Origin of the sequence: Candidatus Pantoea soli (genome assembly GCF_007833795.1) — a bacterium.
Taxonomy (GTDB): domain Bacteria; phylum Pseudomonadota; class Gammaproteobacteria; order Enterobacterales; family Enterobacteriaceae; genus Pantoea; species Pantoea soli.
The window spans coordinates 2945100-2962183 of record NZ_CP032702.1; the positions used below are offsets into that span (position 1 = coordinate 2945100).

The window sequence follows — 17084 nt, forward strand, 5'->3', positions numbered from 1 at the left end:
CGGAAAACCCAGATAATGCAGTCTGTTAGCGCAGCTTGCATCAGGAAAATCGTAAAGTAACGTCAGGCCCGGTGCTTGCAATAAACGGCGAAACAGCATAAAAATACACAAATTACGAATAATCATTCACAGGGGTTTTGCCGTGAAGGAACGCAGTACCGAACTGGTTCAGGGTTTTCGCCACACCGTTCCCTATATTAATGCCCACCGTGACAAGACATTTGTCATCATGCTGGGTGGCGAAGCCATCGAGCATGAAAATTTCTCCAGTATCGTGAACGATATCGGCCTGTTGCATAGCCTGGGTATCCGGCTGGTGGTGGTGTACGGTGCCCGCCCGCAGATCGACGCCAGCCTGGCCCAGCAGCAGCTGGAGCCGGTGTACCATAAGCATACCCGCGTCACCGATGCGCAGTCGCTGGAGTTGGTCAAGCAGGCCGCCGGCCGTTTGCAGCTGGATATCACGGCACGCCTGTCGATGAGCCTCAACAACACACCACTGCAGGGCGCGCATATTAATGTGGTCAGCGGTAACTTTATTATCGCGCAGCCGCTGGGCGTGGATGATGGCGTTGATTACTGCCACAGCGGCCGTATCCGCCGTATCGATGAAGCGGCGATTCATCGCCAGCTGGATAACGATGCTATTGTGCTGCTCGGCCCGGTGGCGGTTTCGGTCACCGGTGAGAGCTTTAATCTGACCTCAGAAGAGGTTGCCACCCAGCTGGCGATTAAGCTGAAAGCGGAAAAGATGATTGGCTTCTGCTCCGAGCAGGGCGTCACTGACCGGGAAGGCACTATCATTTCCGAGCTGTTTCCTAATGAGGCGCAGGCGCGCATTGATGAGATGGAAAGCGACGGCGATTTCCTGTCCGGCACGGTGCGCTTCCTGCGCGGCGCGGTAAAAGCCTGCCGTAGCGGCGTGCGTCGCAGCCACCTGATCAGCTATCAGGAAGATGGCGCGCTGCTGCAGGAGCTGTTTTCCCGTGACGGCATCGGTACTCAGATCGTCATGGAATCCGCAGAGCAGATTCGCCGCGCCAATATCAATGATATCGGCGGTATCCTTGAGCTGATCCGCCCGCTGGAGCAGCAGGGTATTCTGGTGCGTCGCTCACGCGAGCAGCTGGAAATGGAGATCGATAAGTTCACGATTATCCAACGCGATAACATGACTATCGCCTGCGCCGCACTCTATCCGTTCCCGGATGAACAGATTGGTGAAATGGCCTGTGTTGCCGTGCATCCGGACTACCGCAGCTCCTCACGCGGTGAACTGCTGCTGGAGCGCGTGGCGCTGCAGGCGCGCCAGATGGGGCTGAAGAAGCTGTTCGTGCTGACCACGCGCAGCATCCACTGGTTCCAGGAGCGCGGCTTTACGCCGGTAGACATTGAATCCCTGCCGGAGAGTAAAAAGCAGATGTACAACTATCAGCGCCGCTCCAAAGTGCTGATGGCAGATTTGCGCTAGCGGGTACCGCGCCGCGGCGTCCGCACCGCCCGCGTGACCGCCTGAGGTGCGCAGGCGCTGCAGGCGCCAGCGGGGTTTTGCGCCGTGGCTTATTGCCCGCCGCGACCCAGCCGATCGAGCAACCCGCTGCGACGCTGGGTACGCAGCTGTACCGCGCGGCGAAACACATTCTCATCGCTGTAGAGCGTCAGCTGACGCCGTGCCCGGGTAATGGCGGTATAGATCAGCTCGCGCGTCAGCACCGGCAGAAACTGTGCCGGCATCACCAGCGCGGTGTGATCAAACTCAGACCCCTGCGATTTGTGTACCGTCATCGCCCAGGCGGTTTCATGCGCCGGCAACCGGCTGGGCTGCACTGCCTTGATGGTGCCGTCCGGCAGCGGGAAGAACACTTTCAGCAACCCTTCACTGTCCGGCAGCGTGATGCCGATATCACCGTTAAACAGCCCGAGCGCGCTGTCGTTGCGGGTGATCATCACCGGCCGCCCCTGATACCAGCGACTGCCGCCCGCAGGCCGGCGAATCAGCTGCAGCTGCATCAGCTTCTGCTCAATTCGCTGATTCAGCCCCTGCACGCCAAACGGCCCTTCACGCAGTGCGCACAGCAGCTGATAGCGGCCAAATTCCGCAATGATTGCCGCCGGTTCGGCCCGTTCGGCAATGCGCTGCAAAAAAGGCCGGTAGCCTTCGGCAATCTGCGTCAGCATGGACTGGTAGGCTTCCGCACTGTTCAGCGGCTGGCGGTCAATGTCATCGAAGCCGCCACTAAATGCGGCCTCAACGGCCCGCGCATCACCGGCGTTCACCGCTGCCGCAAGCTGTCCGATACCGGAATGTTCGGAGAAACGATAGCTTTTGCGCAGCAGACAGATGGCATCGCGCACCGGCGGCGCCACGTCATCATCCCGGCCGGCAATCTCACAGCCGGTCAGCACGGTCAGCTGCGTGGCGCGTACCGGGCTGTAACCCGCTTCGGCGCAGCGACAGATATCCCCCAGTACCGCCCCGGCTTCTACGGACGCCAGCTGATCGCGATCGCCAAGAAAAATCACCCGCGCCTGCGGTGGCAGCGCGGCAATCAGATTGGCCATCATCCCCAGATCCACCATAGAGGCTTCATCGACCACCAGCACATCCAGGTGCAGCGGATTATTTGCATGGTAGCGCAGGCGCTGCGTCTCCGGCTGCGCGCCCAGCAAACGGTGCAGCGTGGTGGCTTCGGTGGGAAAGCGCTGCCGTTCCGGCTCGCTGACCGGCAGCGCCTGTAGCGCTTTGCCCAGCGACTCCGTCAGCCGTGCGGCGGCTTTGCCGGTTGGCGCGGCAAGCTGGATGCGCAACGCGCCTTCACTTAAGCGGATAAGCGCGGCCAGCAATCGGGCGACTGTGGTAGTTTTGCCGGTGCCCGGTCCACCGGAGATCACCGCCGTTTTCTGCGTCAGCGCCACGGCAGCCGCAATTTTCTGCCAGTCTTCCGGCTGCGAACCAAACAGCGCGTCCAGCACCGCGCGCACCTGCGCCGGTGCAAACTGCTGCGGCGCGGCCTGCGCCTGGAAGAAGCGCGCGACGTGCCCTTCGTGGTGCCACAGGCGATGCAGATAGAGGCGATCGCCGCTCAGCACCACCGGTGCCGGGCGGTCAGTGGCGCTCAGCGCCTGCCAGTCAGCCAGCAGCGTTGGCCAGTGCCGGGGTTCCCCGGCAGCCTGCCACAGGGCGTGGGCCAGTTCCGGATGACGACCATTGAATAAATTTTCCCGCGTCAGCTGTGACAGCGGCAGACAGACGTGTCCGTCCCCGGCTTCCGCGCTGAGACACGCGGCCGCCAGCATATGGGCCGGCCGCTCGTCATCAGCCAGCAGCCGGGCGAACTGCATATCCAGCGCGCGCAGTAAACGCAGCGACACGGCCTGCTCTAATAGCGTGCTGATAGGGCTCATGCTGTTGCTCCCTGCCCGCGAAACAGGCGATCTAATTGTGAAACAAACCCGAAATCAGGACGGGTATGAAAAACCCCATTGGCGGGTGAACTGCCGTCCATGCCGCGCAGGAACAGATAGAACACACCGCCAAAGTGCCGATCGTAATCGTAATCAGCCACGCGGTGCTGCAGATAACGGTGCAGCGCCAGCGTGTAGAGCTGATACTGCAAATCGTAACGGTGGTCGATCATCGCCTGCGCCATCGCCTGCGGCGTGTAAGCCTCATGATGTTCGCCCAGCCAGTTAGATTTGTAATCCAGCAGATAATATTTGCCCTGCCAGCGAAACACCAGGTCGATAAAGCCTTTGAGCATCCCCTGCACCTGGCGGAAATCCAGCGGCGGCGCCTGACGCGATAATGCATCCTGGCGCATCAGTGCATCCAGCGCGGACGCAGTCAGCATCCCCTCTATCGGCAAATAGAAGCCCATTTCCACCAGGCAGTCGCGCGTCTGTACCTGGCTGAGCTGCAGGCCCTGCGCGTTGAGCGGCGTGCTGACCACGCGGGCAATCCAGTCACTTAACACCGGCTGCCAGTGCAGCGGATAGCCGTTTTGCTGCAGTTGCTGCGCCAGTTTTTCTGCCGCAGGCGGGCGGGTAAAATCAAGCGATTCAAACAGCTCATGCAGAAAGGTGCCCGGCGCGGCACCGCGCGGGAAGTGGTGCGGCGTCAGTGCGGGTTCCGCTACCTCAGCCTGCTGCTCTTCCCCCGCCGCGTCGACATCAAAACCGGGCATCACGTCGAGCAGACGATGGCTGCTGTGCTGCTGCAGCCCCGAATAACTGGTCACCCGCCAGGATTCGGCGAGCGCGCGCGTTACGCTGCGGGCACTGAGCGCGGTATCCTCCTGGCGCGGCTCCTGCCAGCGGCTGCTCTCCGGCGTCTGCGCCAGCACCACCTCGGTGCCCGCTACGTCAAGGCCGTTAAGCAGCGCCGCAAGCTGATCGGCACTGGCGGCCTCGCCCCGCTGCAGCAGAAAACCCAGCGCGCTTTTGTGCAGGTCGCTTTCGCCCTCTTTTTTACGTGTGCCGCGAAACAGTGGCGCAACGCCCACGCTGCAGTGATAAACCGAACGGGTCAGCGCGACATACAACAGACGTAAATCCTCCGCCAGCCGCTCCTGCTCGGCCAGCGCCAGGCTCTCCTCGTCATTCTGCAGATCCAGCACCGCGGCATAATCTTCGCGATCGTGATAAAGGGCGATGTCAGCCTCACGGAAACCGGCAGCAAACGGCAGCCACACCAGCGGATACTGCAAGCCTTTGGATTTGTGGATAGTGACGATCTGCACCAGATGGCGATCGCTCTCCAGCCGCAGCTGCTGGCTGGCGGACTGACTGTCCGGCCGTGCTATCTGCTGCGCGAGGTAACGTACCAGCGCATGCGGACTGTCCAGCTGCGCCGACGCGGCCTGCAGCAGCTCGCCGAGGTGCAGCAGATCGGTTAAGCGGCGCTCGCCGTTTTCCGAGGCCAGCATATTCTCTGCCAGCTGCCGTTCCAGCATCAGTTCGCGCAGCATCGGCAGTACGCCGCGCTGATGCCAGATCTGCTGCCAGCGGGCGAAGGTATCCACCAGCGTATCCCAGCCGCGCGCGTCCTGATCCAGGGCGTCCAGCTGCGCGGCATCAAAGGCAAACAGCGAGGTCGCCAGCGCGGTGCGCAGCATGCGCTCCTGCTCCGGCGCCAGCACCGCCTGCAGCAACCACAGCAGTTCGCGCGCTTCCGGCGTGGTATAGACGCTGTCGCGGTTAGAGAGATAGACCGAGGGAATCCCCCGCTGATTCAGCGCTTCACGAATCAGGTTGGCTTCGTTACGGCTGCGCACCAGCACGGTGATATCGGAAGCCTGCACCGGTCGCAGCGCCGGGGCTTTTCCCAGCAAAGCCTGATGCTGCTGTCCGGCCTGCAGCCAGCGGCTGATATCTGCCGCGCACTGCTTCGCCATCTGCTGCTGATATTCACCCACGCTGTACCCTGCGCCGGGCTGCAGCCAGAAGCGCAGCGCCGCCTGCTGCTGCCCGTCCAGCTGCAATGAGAGCGACTGATTAGGCGGGGCAAACTGCACCGGCAGAAACGGAATATCAGCAAACAGAAACGGCGACGGCAGCCGCATAAACAGCTGGTTAACGCCTTCCACCATGGCCGGTGACGAGCGCCAGTTAGTATCCAGCGTATAGTGCGCGTGGATTTCGCTGCGCGCGCGGATATAGGTAAAAATGTCCGCGCCGCGGAAGGCGTAGATTGCCTGTTTCGGGTCACCAATCAGCAGCAGCGCGTGTTCGGGCTGATGCATATAAAGCGTGCGGAAAATACGGTACTGCAGCGGATCGGTATCCTGAAACTCATCGATCAGCGCAACCGGATAACGCTGGCGAATGGCCTGCGCCAGCTGCTCGCCGCCAGACTGCTGCAGCGCATCGTCCAGCCGGCTGAGCAGGTCATCAAAGCCCAGCAGCGCCTGCAGCCGCTTCTCGCGGCGTACCGCATTGCGCACTTCGATCAACGCGCGCGCAATCACCACATCGCGGATAGAGAGCGGTTGGGAAAGAAAATCATCAATCGCGGCAAACAGCGCATGCGCCGGCGCCGTTCCCTTTTTGGTTTTTTCATACAGCACCCGCTGACCAAAGCGCGCCAGTTCGGGCGGAACCTGATAATCCCGCGTTTCACTTTGCGCCCACTGCGTGATTTTGCTCACCCACGCCGGCAGGTTTTTACTGCTGTAGCTGCGCTTGTCGACATCCGATTGCCCGATCAGCCCCTGCACGTCGTTCCCCAGCGCCAGCCACTGCTTTTTTATGGCGGCGATGCGCGCCATGTTCTGCTCGTGGCGGCTGGTCAGGGTTTCGCTGTCAGCGGGCGGCAGGCGCAGCTTCGGGGCTTCGCCCTGCAGCCACGGACGCAGCGTTGTCAGCAGCTGCTCCGGACCGGACCATTCATCAACGATGACCCGGGCGATCTCCAGCGTCAGCGGATAGCAGTGGCGTCGCCAGAAATCGGCCGTAGCCTGACGCAGCAGATGCTGCTCATCCTCAATCAGCTGCTGCTCAAACAGCATGCCGGATTCAAACGCATTGAGGTTAAGCATGCGCTGACAGAAGCCATGAATGGTAAAGATCGCCGCCTCGTCCATCTGGCGCTCAGCGGCCAGCAGCAGCGAAGCGGCTTCCGCGGGCTGCGCGATCTCCTGCAGCAGCTGCATCAGCATCGGGTTACTGCTGCTGCCGCGCAGGCAGGTCAGCCGCAGTTCATGGATATTTTCACGAATGCGGCCGCGCAGTTCCGCTGTGGCGGCTTCGGTGAAGGTCACCACCAGAATCTCTTCCACTGACAGCGGACGCGGGAAAGCATTTTCCCCGCCCAGCCCAAGCAGCAGACGTAAATAGAGCAGACCAATGGTAAAGGTCTTGCCGGTTCCGGCTGAAGCCTCAATCAGCCGCTCGCCGCGCAGCGGCAGCGTCAGCGGATTGAGCGATTCAGTATGCTGACTCATGGTTTATCACTCTGTACGGACAAAGACTGCTGCAGCCGGGAGACTTCATCCCAGCGGGTGAAGCCCGGCAGCGGAGCATAGGCTGCGTTGCCGCTGCCATCCTGGCTGCCGCCAATCTGCGAAATCATGGTCATACCCTGCTGTTCCAGCACCGCTTTGCGGAAAAAGTCCGCGAGGCTGACTGGCGTCAGCTGCTGAATCTGCGCAATCGCTTTTTCCCGCGTATCAAACGCAAAATTCTGCCGGTTGAAGTCGCGGTTAAAGCGATTCGCCTCTTCTTCCAGCGTCTGCGGCCGCTGCCTGAGATCGTTAATCATCGCCTGCTGGTACTGGGCAAAATCTGCCGGCTTCATGCTGCGCAGTCGCTGTTCGGCCTGCGGATAGAAGGCCTGGAAGCGCTGCAGCAGATAGGCAGGCGACTTGCTGTTGCTTTGCAGCAGGAAACCAATGCCCCACTGGCGGCCAATCGGCATCTGCCAGGCGAAAACCGCATAACCCAGCTGCTCTTCGGTGCGCAGCTGGTTATAGAACCACGGCTGAACAATCTGGCTCAGCAGTGAGCTGTTAGCCATGCTCTGATATTCGCTGTAGCCCAGCGGCACATAGAGTGCGGCCAGGGCGGAGTCGGTGCTGCTGCCGCTTTTCTGCAGATCGGCTTTGCTGGTTTTATCCACCACCACATAATCGCTGTGCCAGTAGCCGTGGCCATCGCTCTGCAGCTGCTGCTGCAGTTCATTACCCAGTTGTTTTACGCGATCGGCCGGCAGGTTGCCCACCACCATCATTTCCGGCGTGGCGTGGCGCAGCAGGGCATCACGGTAATCGGTCACCTCTTTCAGCGTGATGGTGCTGACCAGCCTGCGCCGCACCTCGCGCTGCGTATAGGGCAGCTGCGAAACCATCTGCATCGGCTGAATCGCCTGTTCAAAGGCTTTACCTTTGTCAGCCGCTTCCAGCCGGTCAAGATACCAGGATTTCGCCTGCGCCAGCTGCTCCTCATCGGGCTGGAAGGTGGCATAGCCTTCGACCAGTTTTTTCAGCAGCTCCGGCAGACGCTGGGTAAAGCCGCTGGCGTTAAAGACAATGCCGTCGTCCTCGCCGGTAGAAAAGCTGATGCCGCCGACCGACGCCTGCGAATTCAGCTCATCCAGCGCCAGGCTGGAGAGGTAATCGTTGAGCCCAAACAGTACCTGCTGGCGCGCATCGCCGATCGCCATTTTATTGCGTAAGGCCAGCGTGATAGCCGCTTTCGGTTCACGGGCATAATACTGGCTCGGCATCCAGTAAATCCGCATGCTGTCGCCGCTGGTCAGGGCTACCGGGTGATCGTACTGTTTGCCATCCCCGGGCATGATCGAGAAATCAGAAGGGATGTACGGGTTAAGCGCCGGCAGCGAAAGCGGGATTTGCGCTGCGCGCGTTTGCCAGTCGCTGAACTGCGCCTCGCTGATTTTATCCACCTGATAGGGCGCATCCACAAAATAGGCCTGTTTGTTATGCGGCTCCTGTGGGCTGATGTACCACAGACGGGCATTTTGCGGTGTCATCTCATCCAGCCGCGCCCTGATAGCGGCCGGGTCAAACTGATCGGCCACGTAAGGCGCGTCCAGCGTATGCTCAACCGGCACGCGCAGCATGGTATCCACCAGCCACTCAATGTAATCCATGTCGCGCGTGATTGACGGATAGCGGAAATCCAGCGCCAGCACGTGCGAGACTTCGTCAAAATAGGCTTTGTCGATGCCTTTACTGCGCAGCATATCCAGATAGCTGAACACCGCTGCCACCACCTGGTCGCGCTGCGCCAGGCCTTTATCTGTCAGCGAAACGGAGATAGCAAACACACCGGTATTTCGCTCGGTCACCGGATCGGCCCCGGCGTTGACGCCGTCTGCCAGCCCCTGTTTCTGCAGCCAGTCATTGAGGGTATTTTTGCTGCGATTGCCCAGAATGTAGCTGATTAACGTATCGGTTTTGCTGCGAAACCGATCGCTGTTATTGGCAATCCGAAACTCAATTTTTAGCTGTTTGCGTGGCTGCGCGGGTACGTAATGAATGATGATGCCTTTCTGCGCGTCCGTGACCACCGGCACGCGGATATCCGGTACGCTCGCCTGATGATTCGCCACGCGGCCAAACGTCTGTGCGGCAATATCTGCCATTTCCGGTAGCGGTTTATTGCTGTAGATCACCGCCTTCATCAGGTTGGCAGAGTAGTAACGATGATAGAAATCCAGCAGTGCCTGATGCAGCGGGCTGCCGGGCTTGTCACTCAGGGTATCCAGATTGCCCCCGGAGTAACGGGAGCCCGGATGGGCCGGGTTCAGGGTTTCTGCGCCCACCTGGGCCATGCGCAGCCCATCGCGCGAACGCGCCATTGTTAGCTCGGCATTGACAGCATGACGTTCGCGGTCAGCGTTCACGGCATCCAGCAGCGGCTCAGCAATCGCATCCGCCAGCCGATCGACCGCAGGCTGCAGCGCATCGTTTTCCACCTCCAGGTAGAATGCCGTGCGATAGGACGCCGTACTGGCATTGTGGCTGCCGCCGTGCTTTTTCAGGAATTCCGCCAGGTTATCCGGCTGCGGATAGCGCTTCGATCCCATCAGGACCATATGTTCCAGATAGTGCGCCAGGCCGAGCTGCGCGTCAGGATCGTCAAGGGAACCGATAGGCAGTGTCAGCGCGGCCAGCGCTTTCGGCGCGGCGGCATCGGAAACCAGCAGCACTGTCATGCCGTTGCTTAACGTAATCGCCTGATAACTGCGCGGATCGTGATCGCTTTTACGAATCGTTTCATTAATTGGCTGCCAGCCGCGATCGGCTTCGGCAAAGGCACTCAGCGCCAGCATGCTCAGCAGCAGCGCGCCTAACCAGCGTGCGTAAATCCGCATTTCAACCCCTTACTGTTACCCTGACCGCGGGCTGTGCGCCCGACGGTAACGCTGTCTTGTTATCATGCGGCTGAACTGCCGGAACGGCAGTGGCCGGAGAGCTATTCATCATCATCCTGATGCGCGAGGCGCACCGGTAAATACCACTGGCGGGCAGCAGCAACAATCGCCTGCACCGCCTCGTCTTCAAGTGTGCGGCATAAACGCTGCAGGTAAGGATCGCTGCCCTCACCCTCAACCTGATAGCCGCCCTGCCACGCCTGCAGCAGTTTGTTCAGCGCCTTTTTCTGCGTGGCGTCATCCTCCAGCAGCTGCCGCGACTTTTTATCAAAACTGGCGTCCAGCCAGGCGCCGCCGCACTTGCTCAGCAGCATCAGCGGCTGCGCCAGCCCCGCCTCACAGCCTGTGACGTACTCTGTCAGCAGCGCGCGCGCGCGATCGGCAGGCAGCGCGCTGAAACGCCAGCGGCTCTGTTTACGGCCAAACATGCGGCTGCTGCCTTCGCCGCCCAGCGCGCAGTACACCAGATGCTCCAGCCACAGCAGCAGGCCGTCATTGATGTTCAGCACGCCCGGACGCCAGCGCAGCAGACCGTCTGCCTGCACCTGCGTCAGCCAGCCGGTGAGTTGTACCGTGCCGAGCGTCAGGTTCACTTCCAGGTTTTCAGCCGGCAGACGCTGCTCGCTGACTTCAGCGGCCACTTCCTGCATCTCTTCGGTCTGGCTCTGCCAGAAAAGTTCCCCGAACGCGCCGTAGGGCAGATTTCCTGCCGCCCGGTGGCGCGCATACAGCTGCTGCGGGTCTTCACCGTTAACCAGCGTATTCAGCAGCTGCGCGTTGATCTGATAGCGCTCCAGGCTGTCCGGTGCGAAGGGCTCGCTGTCTGGCAGTTCGCTCTCCTCCATCCAGAATGCCACGCCGAGGCGCTGCTGGAACCAGGCGCGTACCGGATGCCGCCAGAAACGCAGCAGCTGTTCCAGCGAGAGCGTGGTCAGCGGCTGCACCGGCAGCGGCTGAACAAAGTCCGGTTGCGCCACGCCGCGGTTGCTGGCGGCCGGCAGCCACTCAGCGGCAAAGCTCTGTCGCGGTGCACCGGGGCGAAAGTTTTCGGCCGCAAACGGCATGCGGCTGTGCAGCGTCTGCAGATGGTCACGCACGCGCTGCGCACTGACATCCGGCTCACAGCCTTCATCGCCCGGCAGACAGAAACTCTGGCTCAGATAATCCAGCAGTTCGCTGACCAGCACGGATGGATAGCGCTCGGTGTTGTCCTGAATTGCACGCCCGATATAGCTGATATACAGCTGATGCTGCGCGGAGATCAGCGCCTCCAGAAACAGATAGCGATCGTCGTCACGGCGGCTGCGATCGCCTTTGCGCGTCTGCTGCTGCATCAGATCAAACCCCAGCGGCGGTACGGTGCGAGGATAGACACCGTCGTTCATGCCGAGCAGGCACACTACTTTAAAGGGGATCGAACGCATTGGCATCAGCGTACAGAAATTCACCGGCCCGGCGAGGAAGCGCTGGCTGATGCGCTGCTGGTCAAGACGTGAACGCAGCTCATCGCGCAGCAGCGTGACCGGGATGGGCTGCGCATACGCGGCCTGCATCCCCTGCGCGATAATTTGCTGCCACTCGGTTTCTACCAGTAACAGCGCCGCTTCACTTTCGGCGTCACCGCTGAAAAAGCTGTCAATCAGTTCCCGACACAGCGGCAGCCATTCCGCCAGCGGCCGCTCCTGCGCCAGCCGCGTGCGCCACGCATCCAGCCGCGCCAGTAAATCAGCAAGATGCCCGGCCAGCTCCGCAATCAGACCGCTGGATTCGTCATACGGCAGAATCCCCTGCCAGTCTCCGTTGTGGCTCTCCAGCGCATAGCCCAGCAGCATACGCTGCAGGCCAAAACGCCAGGTGTGCTGGCCGGTCACCGGCAGCGCCAGCGCTTCTACGCTGGCATCATCCAGTCCCCAGCGGATACCTGACTCCATCACCCAGCGGCGCAGCAGCCGTAAGCCGCTCTCATCCACCGAGAACCGCTGCGCCAGCGCCGGCACCTCCAGCAGGGCGAGGATCTCTTCAGACGCAAAGCGGCTTTCCGGCAGCGTCAGAAGGGTCAGCAGCGCCAGTATGGCCGGGTGCGCCTGACTGGCGCGCCGGTCAGAGATGGCAAACGGCAGATAGCGATCCGGCGGTGCGCTGGCAAACGTCGCCTGAATAAAGGGGGCATAGCTGTCGATATCGGCCACCATCACGATAATATCGCGCGGCTTCAGCGCCGGATCGGCTTCCATCAGCGCCAGCAGGTGATCCTGCAGCACTTCGACCTCGCGCTGCGCACTGTGGCATACCTGCAGCACCAGCGAGCGATCGTCGGGCGCAAGCTGCCGTTTCGCACGGCTGTCGGCCAGCTCTCCGGCGTGCAGGCCAATTACCGCATGATCCTCCAGCTCCAGCAGATCAGCCTGCAGGCTGTGCAGCAGCGTATCCTGCGGCACGTCAACGAAGGCATCAATGTCATTGGACGCCGACTCCATCTGACTGAGCAAATAGAGATTGTCGCGCCCCAGTTTGCCCCATGACGCCAGCAGCGGGTTGGTCAGCTGCTGCTCACCGCTGTCGTTGAATAAGCCGGGTGCGCTGTCGGGATCGCGAAACAGCGGCTGCGTCTCGTCGGAGTGCAGGCGACGTCGCTGGCGGCTTTGCAGTTTTGCCAGGAACGCATAATCCTGAATGTCACCCCAGTAATGACGACACGGATTGGTGAACAGCAGGTGGATATCAATATGGCGACCGAGCGCCTCCAGCGCCTGGAGGTAGACCGGCGGCAGCGCGGAGATGCCGCAGATAAACACGCGCTGCGGCAGCCCTGGCGGCGGCGTTTGCGCCTGTTCCAGCGCCTGAATAAAGCGCGCATACAGGTTAGCACGGTGCCACATCGGCTGACCGAGGCTTTCGGTAAAGCTGAGCAGATCGCGCCACAGCGCCGCCTGCCACTGCTGTGCCTCGCCCAGACCGGCCACCTGCTCACCGCGCTCCCAGCTGTTCAGCCAGTCGGCCCGGTACACCAGATACTGATCAAACAGGTCAGCCACGCGCGCGCTCAGCTGGTACAGCTTGCGCTTGTCGTCGTCGTCATGAAGGTAGATCCGCAGCGGCTGAAATGCCTCCTGCTCCAGCAGAACCGGCAGGCGGTGCATCAGTTTCCAGCTCATGTTGGCTTTGGTAAAAGCGCTCTCTTCCGGAATGTCCGGCAGCACTTTAACGAACATGCTCCAGATAAAGGTCGCAGGCAGCGGAAAATCGATGTTAGCGGCAATGCCAAAACTGTGCGCCAGTTCCATTTGCAGCCATTGCGCCATTCCGGGGCTTTGTACCAGCACCTGCTCCGCGGCGAGCGGATCGTCAAGGGGCTGGTTTTCAATCAGAATGCCTGCCAGATTTTTCAACAGATCGAGCTGATTGGAGTGGTAAACCCGGAACATAAGACTCCTTGTGGAAGGTAAAACGGTGCAGCCTAGTCACTCTACCCTTAAACGACGGGGATGCCTATCGCTGCGCTCACCTTAGTGGCAATTGAGCCGCGCCAGCGTTGCTTCACGCTGATGCGGCCCGGTTACGGTAACCTGCTCCAGCACGCAGCCACCCGGCAAGGTTTGCGCCTCACGCCGGGCGTGCCAGCCTTCGGTTTCATGTCCCAGCAGCGCCTGAGCAGCAACCGGCCAGGCCTGATGCTGCTGCCACTGCTGGCTGAATCCCAGCGTCAGCGCGCGATGATACTGCAGCAGGCTGCTGATAGTCAGCGCCAGCAGCAGCAGTGCCACCAGCGTTTCTGCCAGGCTAAAGCCCTGCTGCATCCTGCGGCGGACAGAGTGCTTCCTCCGGCAGCGGGCAGTAGTCGATCCAGCCATGCGCCTGTGCCTGCACGCCCGCGTTGCGCAGTGAAATCCAGTGAAACAGCCACAGCGCGCGCCCGGCGTGGCGAGCGGATAACAGTCCATGATCTTCCTCCTGACGCAGCAGGCAGCTTTGCCACTGCTGCTGCATCTCCGTCTGGCAGCGCCAGCCTTCGCCCGGCGACCAGTTCTGCTGCAGGCCCCACTGCAGGGCGGCCTGCGCCTGCCAGTAATCCTGCTGCTGCTGTCGGACATCGGCCAGCAGCGGCATGCCCTGCCCCAGCTGGGTGCGCGTGGCGTTCAGCGTGACGCTTCCCACTAATAACACCATCAGCACCATGCCCAGTGCGCTGTTGCCCTGCTGATTCACAGGTTCACGCTCTCAATCCAGCGCGTCAGCGTCACGAACTGACTGCCGGCATGACCGGTCAGCTGCAGCACCAGCTGTTGAGACTGGCGGCGGAGCTGAAAACGATCGATGACGATGAAGGCCGGATCGGTCAGCCGTTCCCAGCCGCTGCTGCTGCACTCATCCACGCCACGCTGCATCTCCAGCTGGCCGCTACGCAGGCGGTAACCGTAAAAATCGCTTTCACTGTGCCCCGGCCCTTCCCAGCGTCCGTTACTGTTTTCATCCCAGCGCAGCAGCACGCACTGGCCGTCAGCCGCCAGCTGCAGCGGCGGGCCGCTGCAGGTACCGTGGCAGTAGCCCGCACGGCGCAGCGCTTTTTCCAGCGTTGCGGCAATTTGCTGAAGCTCCTGCTGCAGCTGTACCCGCTGCTGCAGCTGCAGGTTTTGCGCCAGCAGGCGCGGCAGAAAACGGCCGGCGCTGATCATCAGTACCGATCCGATTGCCATGGCAATCAGCATTTCCGGCAGGCTGAAGCCGCGCTGCGTTAGTCGCATCCTTTTTCTCCCGGCTGGCAGGCGCGAATCCGCGCCCGGGCAGAGATAATCAGCCGCCAGCGCCCGGCCGCGTTTTCCAGATCGATACTGCCAGGCCGCGCCACATCGCGCCGGCCATAAAAGCCCGGCTCGCCCGTCAGCGCCACCAGCCGTACCCCGGCGTGCGGCGGCTGATATACCCAGCGGCCGGACTGCTGACACCCTTCGGCCGGCCTGCTGCCAGCACCGAGGCAGCCGTTTTCACCTGGCTGCCACCACAGGCGGATATCGCGATTGAGCCCGCTGGCCTGCGCGCGCAGACGCAGCAGAAATCCCTGCAGCTGCACGACGCTATCACGCAGCTGCTGATGCTGCTGCCAGCGTTGCCAGCCCTGCAGCGCGGCGACGCTGAGGATGCCGGCAATCACCATCACCAGCAGCAGTTCCGGCAGGGTAAAACCCTGGTGTAATTGTCTGTTCATGAGGCGCACTGTGCGCCGGGTGCGGGCCGGTGACAAGTCTCGTGACACCCGTCTGGAACGCAGCCCGCAGCGCTATTTACCGTGATACAGGCAGCGACATTTTTTTGCGAGCAGGCGTCAGGAAAACAGCCGGAGGATGACGCCGTCGTGCGCCGGCGTCAGGCAAAAAAAAGCCCTGTGCAGCGCACAGGGCCGGGATGCCGGCGGGAGGTTATACCGCGACAGGTGCTTTGATCGCCGGATGCGGATCGTAACCTTCAATCTCAAAATCTTCGAACCGGTAGTCAAAGATAGAGTCCGGCTTACGTTTGATCACCAGCTTTGGCAGCGGGCGCGGTTCGCGCGTTAACTGCAGACGCGCCTGTTCCAGATGGTTGCTGTACAGGTGCGTATCGCCGCCGGTCCAGACAAAATCACCGACTTCCAGATCGCACTGCTGCGCCACCATATGCACCAGCAGCGCATAGCTGGCGATATTGAACGGCAGGCCGAGGAAAATATCGCACGAGCGCTGATAGAGCTGGCAGGAGAGTCTGCCGTTTGCGACATAGAACTGGAAGAACGCGTGGCACGGTGCCAGCGCCATCTGGTCCAGCTCACCGACGTTCCACGCTGAAACAATAATACGGCGTGAATCGGGATCGCGTTTCAGCTGCTCAATCACCCTGCTGATCTGATCAATTTGCTCGCCAGAGGCGGTGCCCCAGCTGCGCCACTGCCTGCCATACACCGGGCCGAGGTCGCCGTTTTCATCCGCCCACTCATCCCAGATGGTGACTTTGTTCTCTGTCAGATAACGGATGTTGGTTTCCCCTTTCAGGAACCACAGCAGCTCATGAATGATAGAGCGCAGGTGCACCTTCTTGGTGGTAACCAGGGGAAAACCGTCCTGCAGATTGAAACGCATCTGGTGGCCAAAGATGGAGCGTGTGCCGGTACCGGTACGGTCGGCCTTTTCTGCGCCTTCATTCAGCACATGTTGCATCAGTTCCAGATACTGTTTCATTTTACCTCTCGCGTTTGCGGCTGCGGGCGACGACGATACGCCCAGACCATCATGATGACACCGGCCAGAATCATCGGAATCGACAGAATCTGCCCCATGCTGATGCCGCCCTCAAACAGTCCAAGCTGCGCATCGGGCTGGCGGAAGAATTCAACGATAATACGGAACGCACCATAGCCAATCAGGAACAGACCGGACACGCTGCCCATCGGACGCGGCTTGCGAATAAACAGATTGAGAATGATAAACAGCACAATACCTTCCAGGCACAGCTCATACAGCTGCGAAGGATGACGTGGCAGAACGCCGTAAGTATTCAGCAGTGCCTGATACTGCGGGTTATTGGCTGCCAGCGCGATATCTTCGCTGCGCGATCCCGGGAACAGCATGGCGTATTTGAAATCCGGTGCCACGCGGCCCCACAGTTCGCCGTTGATAAAGTTGCCGAGACGGCCGGCTCCGAGGCCAAACGGAATCAGTGGCGCAATGAAATCAGACACCTGGAAGAAGGTGCGTTTTGTGCGGCGGGCAAAAATCAGCATCACCACAATCACGCCAATCAGGCCGCCGTGGAAGGACATACCGCCGTCCCACACTTTGAACAGATAGAGCGGATTCTCCAGGAACAGCGGCAGGTTATAGAACAGCACGTAACCGATGCGTCCGCCGAGGAAAACACCGAGGAAGCCTGCATACAGCAGGTTTTCCACTTCCTCTTTTTTCCAGCCGCTGCCGGGCTGGTTGGCGCGGCGCACGGCCAGCCACATTGCAAAGACAAAGCCGACCAGATACATCAGGCCGTACCAGTGCAGCGAAACCGGTCCGACAGAGAAAATCACCGGATCGAATTGAGGGAACGAAATGTAGCCGTTAGTCATCTTTCACCATCGATTTTTTTGCCCGCAACCGGGCGTGGCTAAAGGGCCATACAAGAAAAGGCTGCGCATGATAGCACAGCCGCATTTCACAATTTCCGCAGA

11 protein-coding genes are annotated in these 17084 nt (G+C 60.8%); 1 reads left to right on the forward strand and 10 read right to left on the reverse strand.

All coding sequences use genetic code 11. The features are described 5' to 3' along the window. The first annotated feature begins 142 nt into the window (after positions 1–142). The gene (gene argA, locus D8B20_RS13755; RefSeq protein WP_145889382.1) at positions 143–1471 is read left to right on the forward strand and encodes an amino-acid N-acetyltransferase; all 1329 of its coding nucleotides are present in this window, start codon (positions 143–145) and stop codon (positions 1469–1471) included. Between the two features lie 89 nt (positions 1472–1560). Here the strand turns inward: argA and recD are convergent, their stop codons facing one another. From recD to lgt, 10 genes are all read right to left on the reverse strand, one after another. Continuing rightward, complete coding sequence (gene recD, locus D8B20_RS13760; RefSeq protein ID WP_145889383.1) at positions 1561–3405, reverse strand: exodeoxyribonuclease V subunit alpha; 1845 nt, start codon at positions 3403–3405, stop codon at positions 1561–1563. After that, positions 3402–6941, reverse strand: coding sequence for an exodeoxyribonuclease V subunit beta (gene recB / locus D8B20_RS13765; protein ID WP_145889384.1), 3540 nt, complete (start codon positions 6939–6941; stop codon positions 3402–3404). Before recB ends, recD begins: the two co-directional genes overlap by 4 nt. Further along, positions 6938–9835, reverse strand: coding sequence for a pitrilysin (gene ptrA, locus D8B20_RS13770; RefSeq protein ID WP_145889385.1), 2898 nt, complete (start codon positions 9833–9835; stop codon positions 6938–6940). Before ptrA ends, recB begins: the two co-directional genes overlap by 4 nt. Before the next feature lie 101 nt (positions 9836–9936). Beyond that, positions 9937–13320: an exodeoxyribonuclease V subunit gamma gene (recC, locus tag D8B20_RS13775; protein WP_145889386.1), complete on the reverse strand. Its 3384-nt coding sequence runs from the start codon at positions 13318–13320 to the stop codon at positions 9937–9939. A gap of 81 nt (positions 13321–13401) precedes the next feature. Next, complete coding sequence (locus tag D8B20_RS13780; protein WP_315901043.1) at positions 13402–13692, reverse strand: prepilin-type N-terminal cleavage/methylation domain-containing protein; 291 nt, start codon at positions 13690–13692, stop codon at positions 13402–13404. Continuing rightward, positions 13676–14101 (reverse strand): DUF2509 family protein, encoded by a 426-nt coding sequence (locus D8B20_RS13785; RefSeq protein WP_145889388.1) that lies wholly within the window; start codon positions 14099–14101, stop codon positions 13676–13678. Before D8B20_RS13785 ends, D8B20_RS13780 begins: the two co-directional genes overlap by 17 nt. Further along, positions 14098–14637 carry a prepilin peptidase-dependent protein gene (locus D8B20_RS13790; RefSeq protein ID WP_145889389.1) on the reverse strand — a complete coding sequence of 180 codons (540 nt, stop codon included), beginning with the start codon at positions 14635–14637 and terminating at the stop codon, positions 14098–14100. Before D8B20_RS13790 ends, D8B20_RS13785 begins: the two co-directional genes overlap by 4 nt. Next, entirely contained in the window at positions 14628–15098 is a 471-nt protein-coding gene (locus D8B20_RS13795; protein WP_145889390.1) for a prepilin-type N-terminal cleavage/methylation domain-containing protein, read from the reverse strand. The genes D8B20_RS13790 and D8B20_RS13795 overlap by 10 nt, the downstream gene beginning before the upstream one ends. A 211-nt stretch (positions 15099–15309) precedes the next feature. After that, complete coding sequence (gene thyA / locus D8B20_RS13800) at positions 15310–16104, reverse strand: thymidylate synthase (RefSeq protein ID WP_145889391.1); 795 nt, start codon at positions 16102–16104, stop codon at positions 15310–15312. Next, entirely contained in the window at positions 16101–16982 is an 882-nt protein-coding gene (gene lgt, locus D8B20_RS13805; protein WP_145889392.1) for a prolipoprotein diacylglyceryl transferase, read from the reverse strand. Before lgt ends, thyA begins: the two co-directional genes overlap by 4 nt. Between the last annotated feature and the right edge of the window lie 102 nt (positions 16983–17084).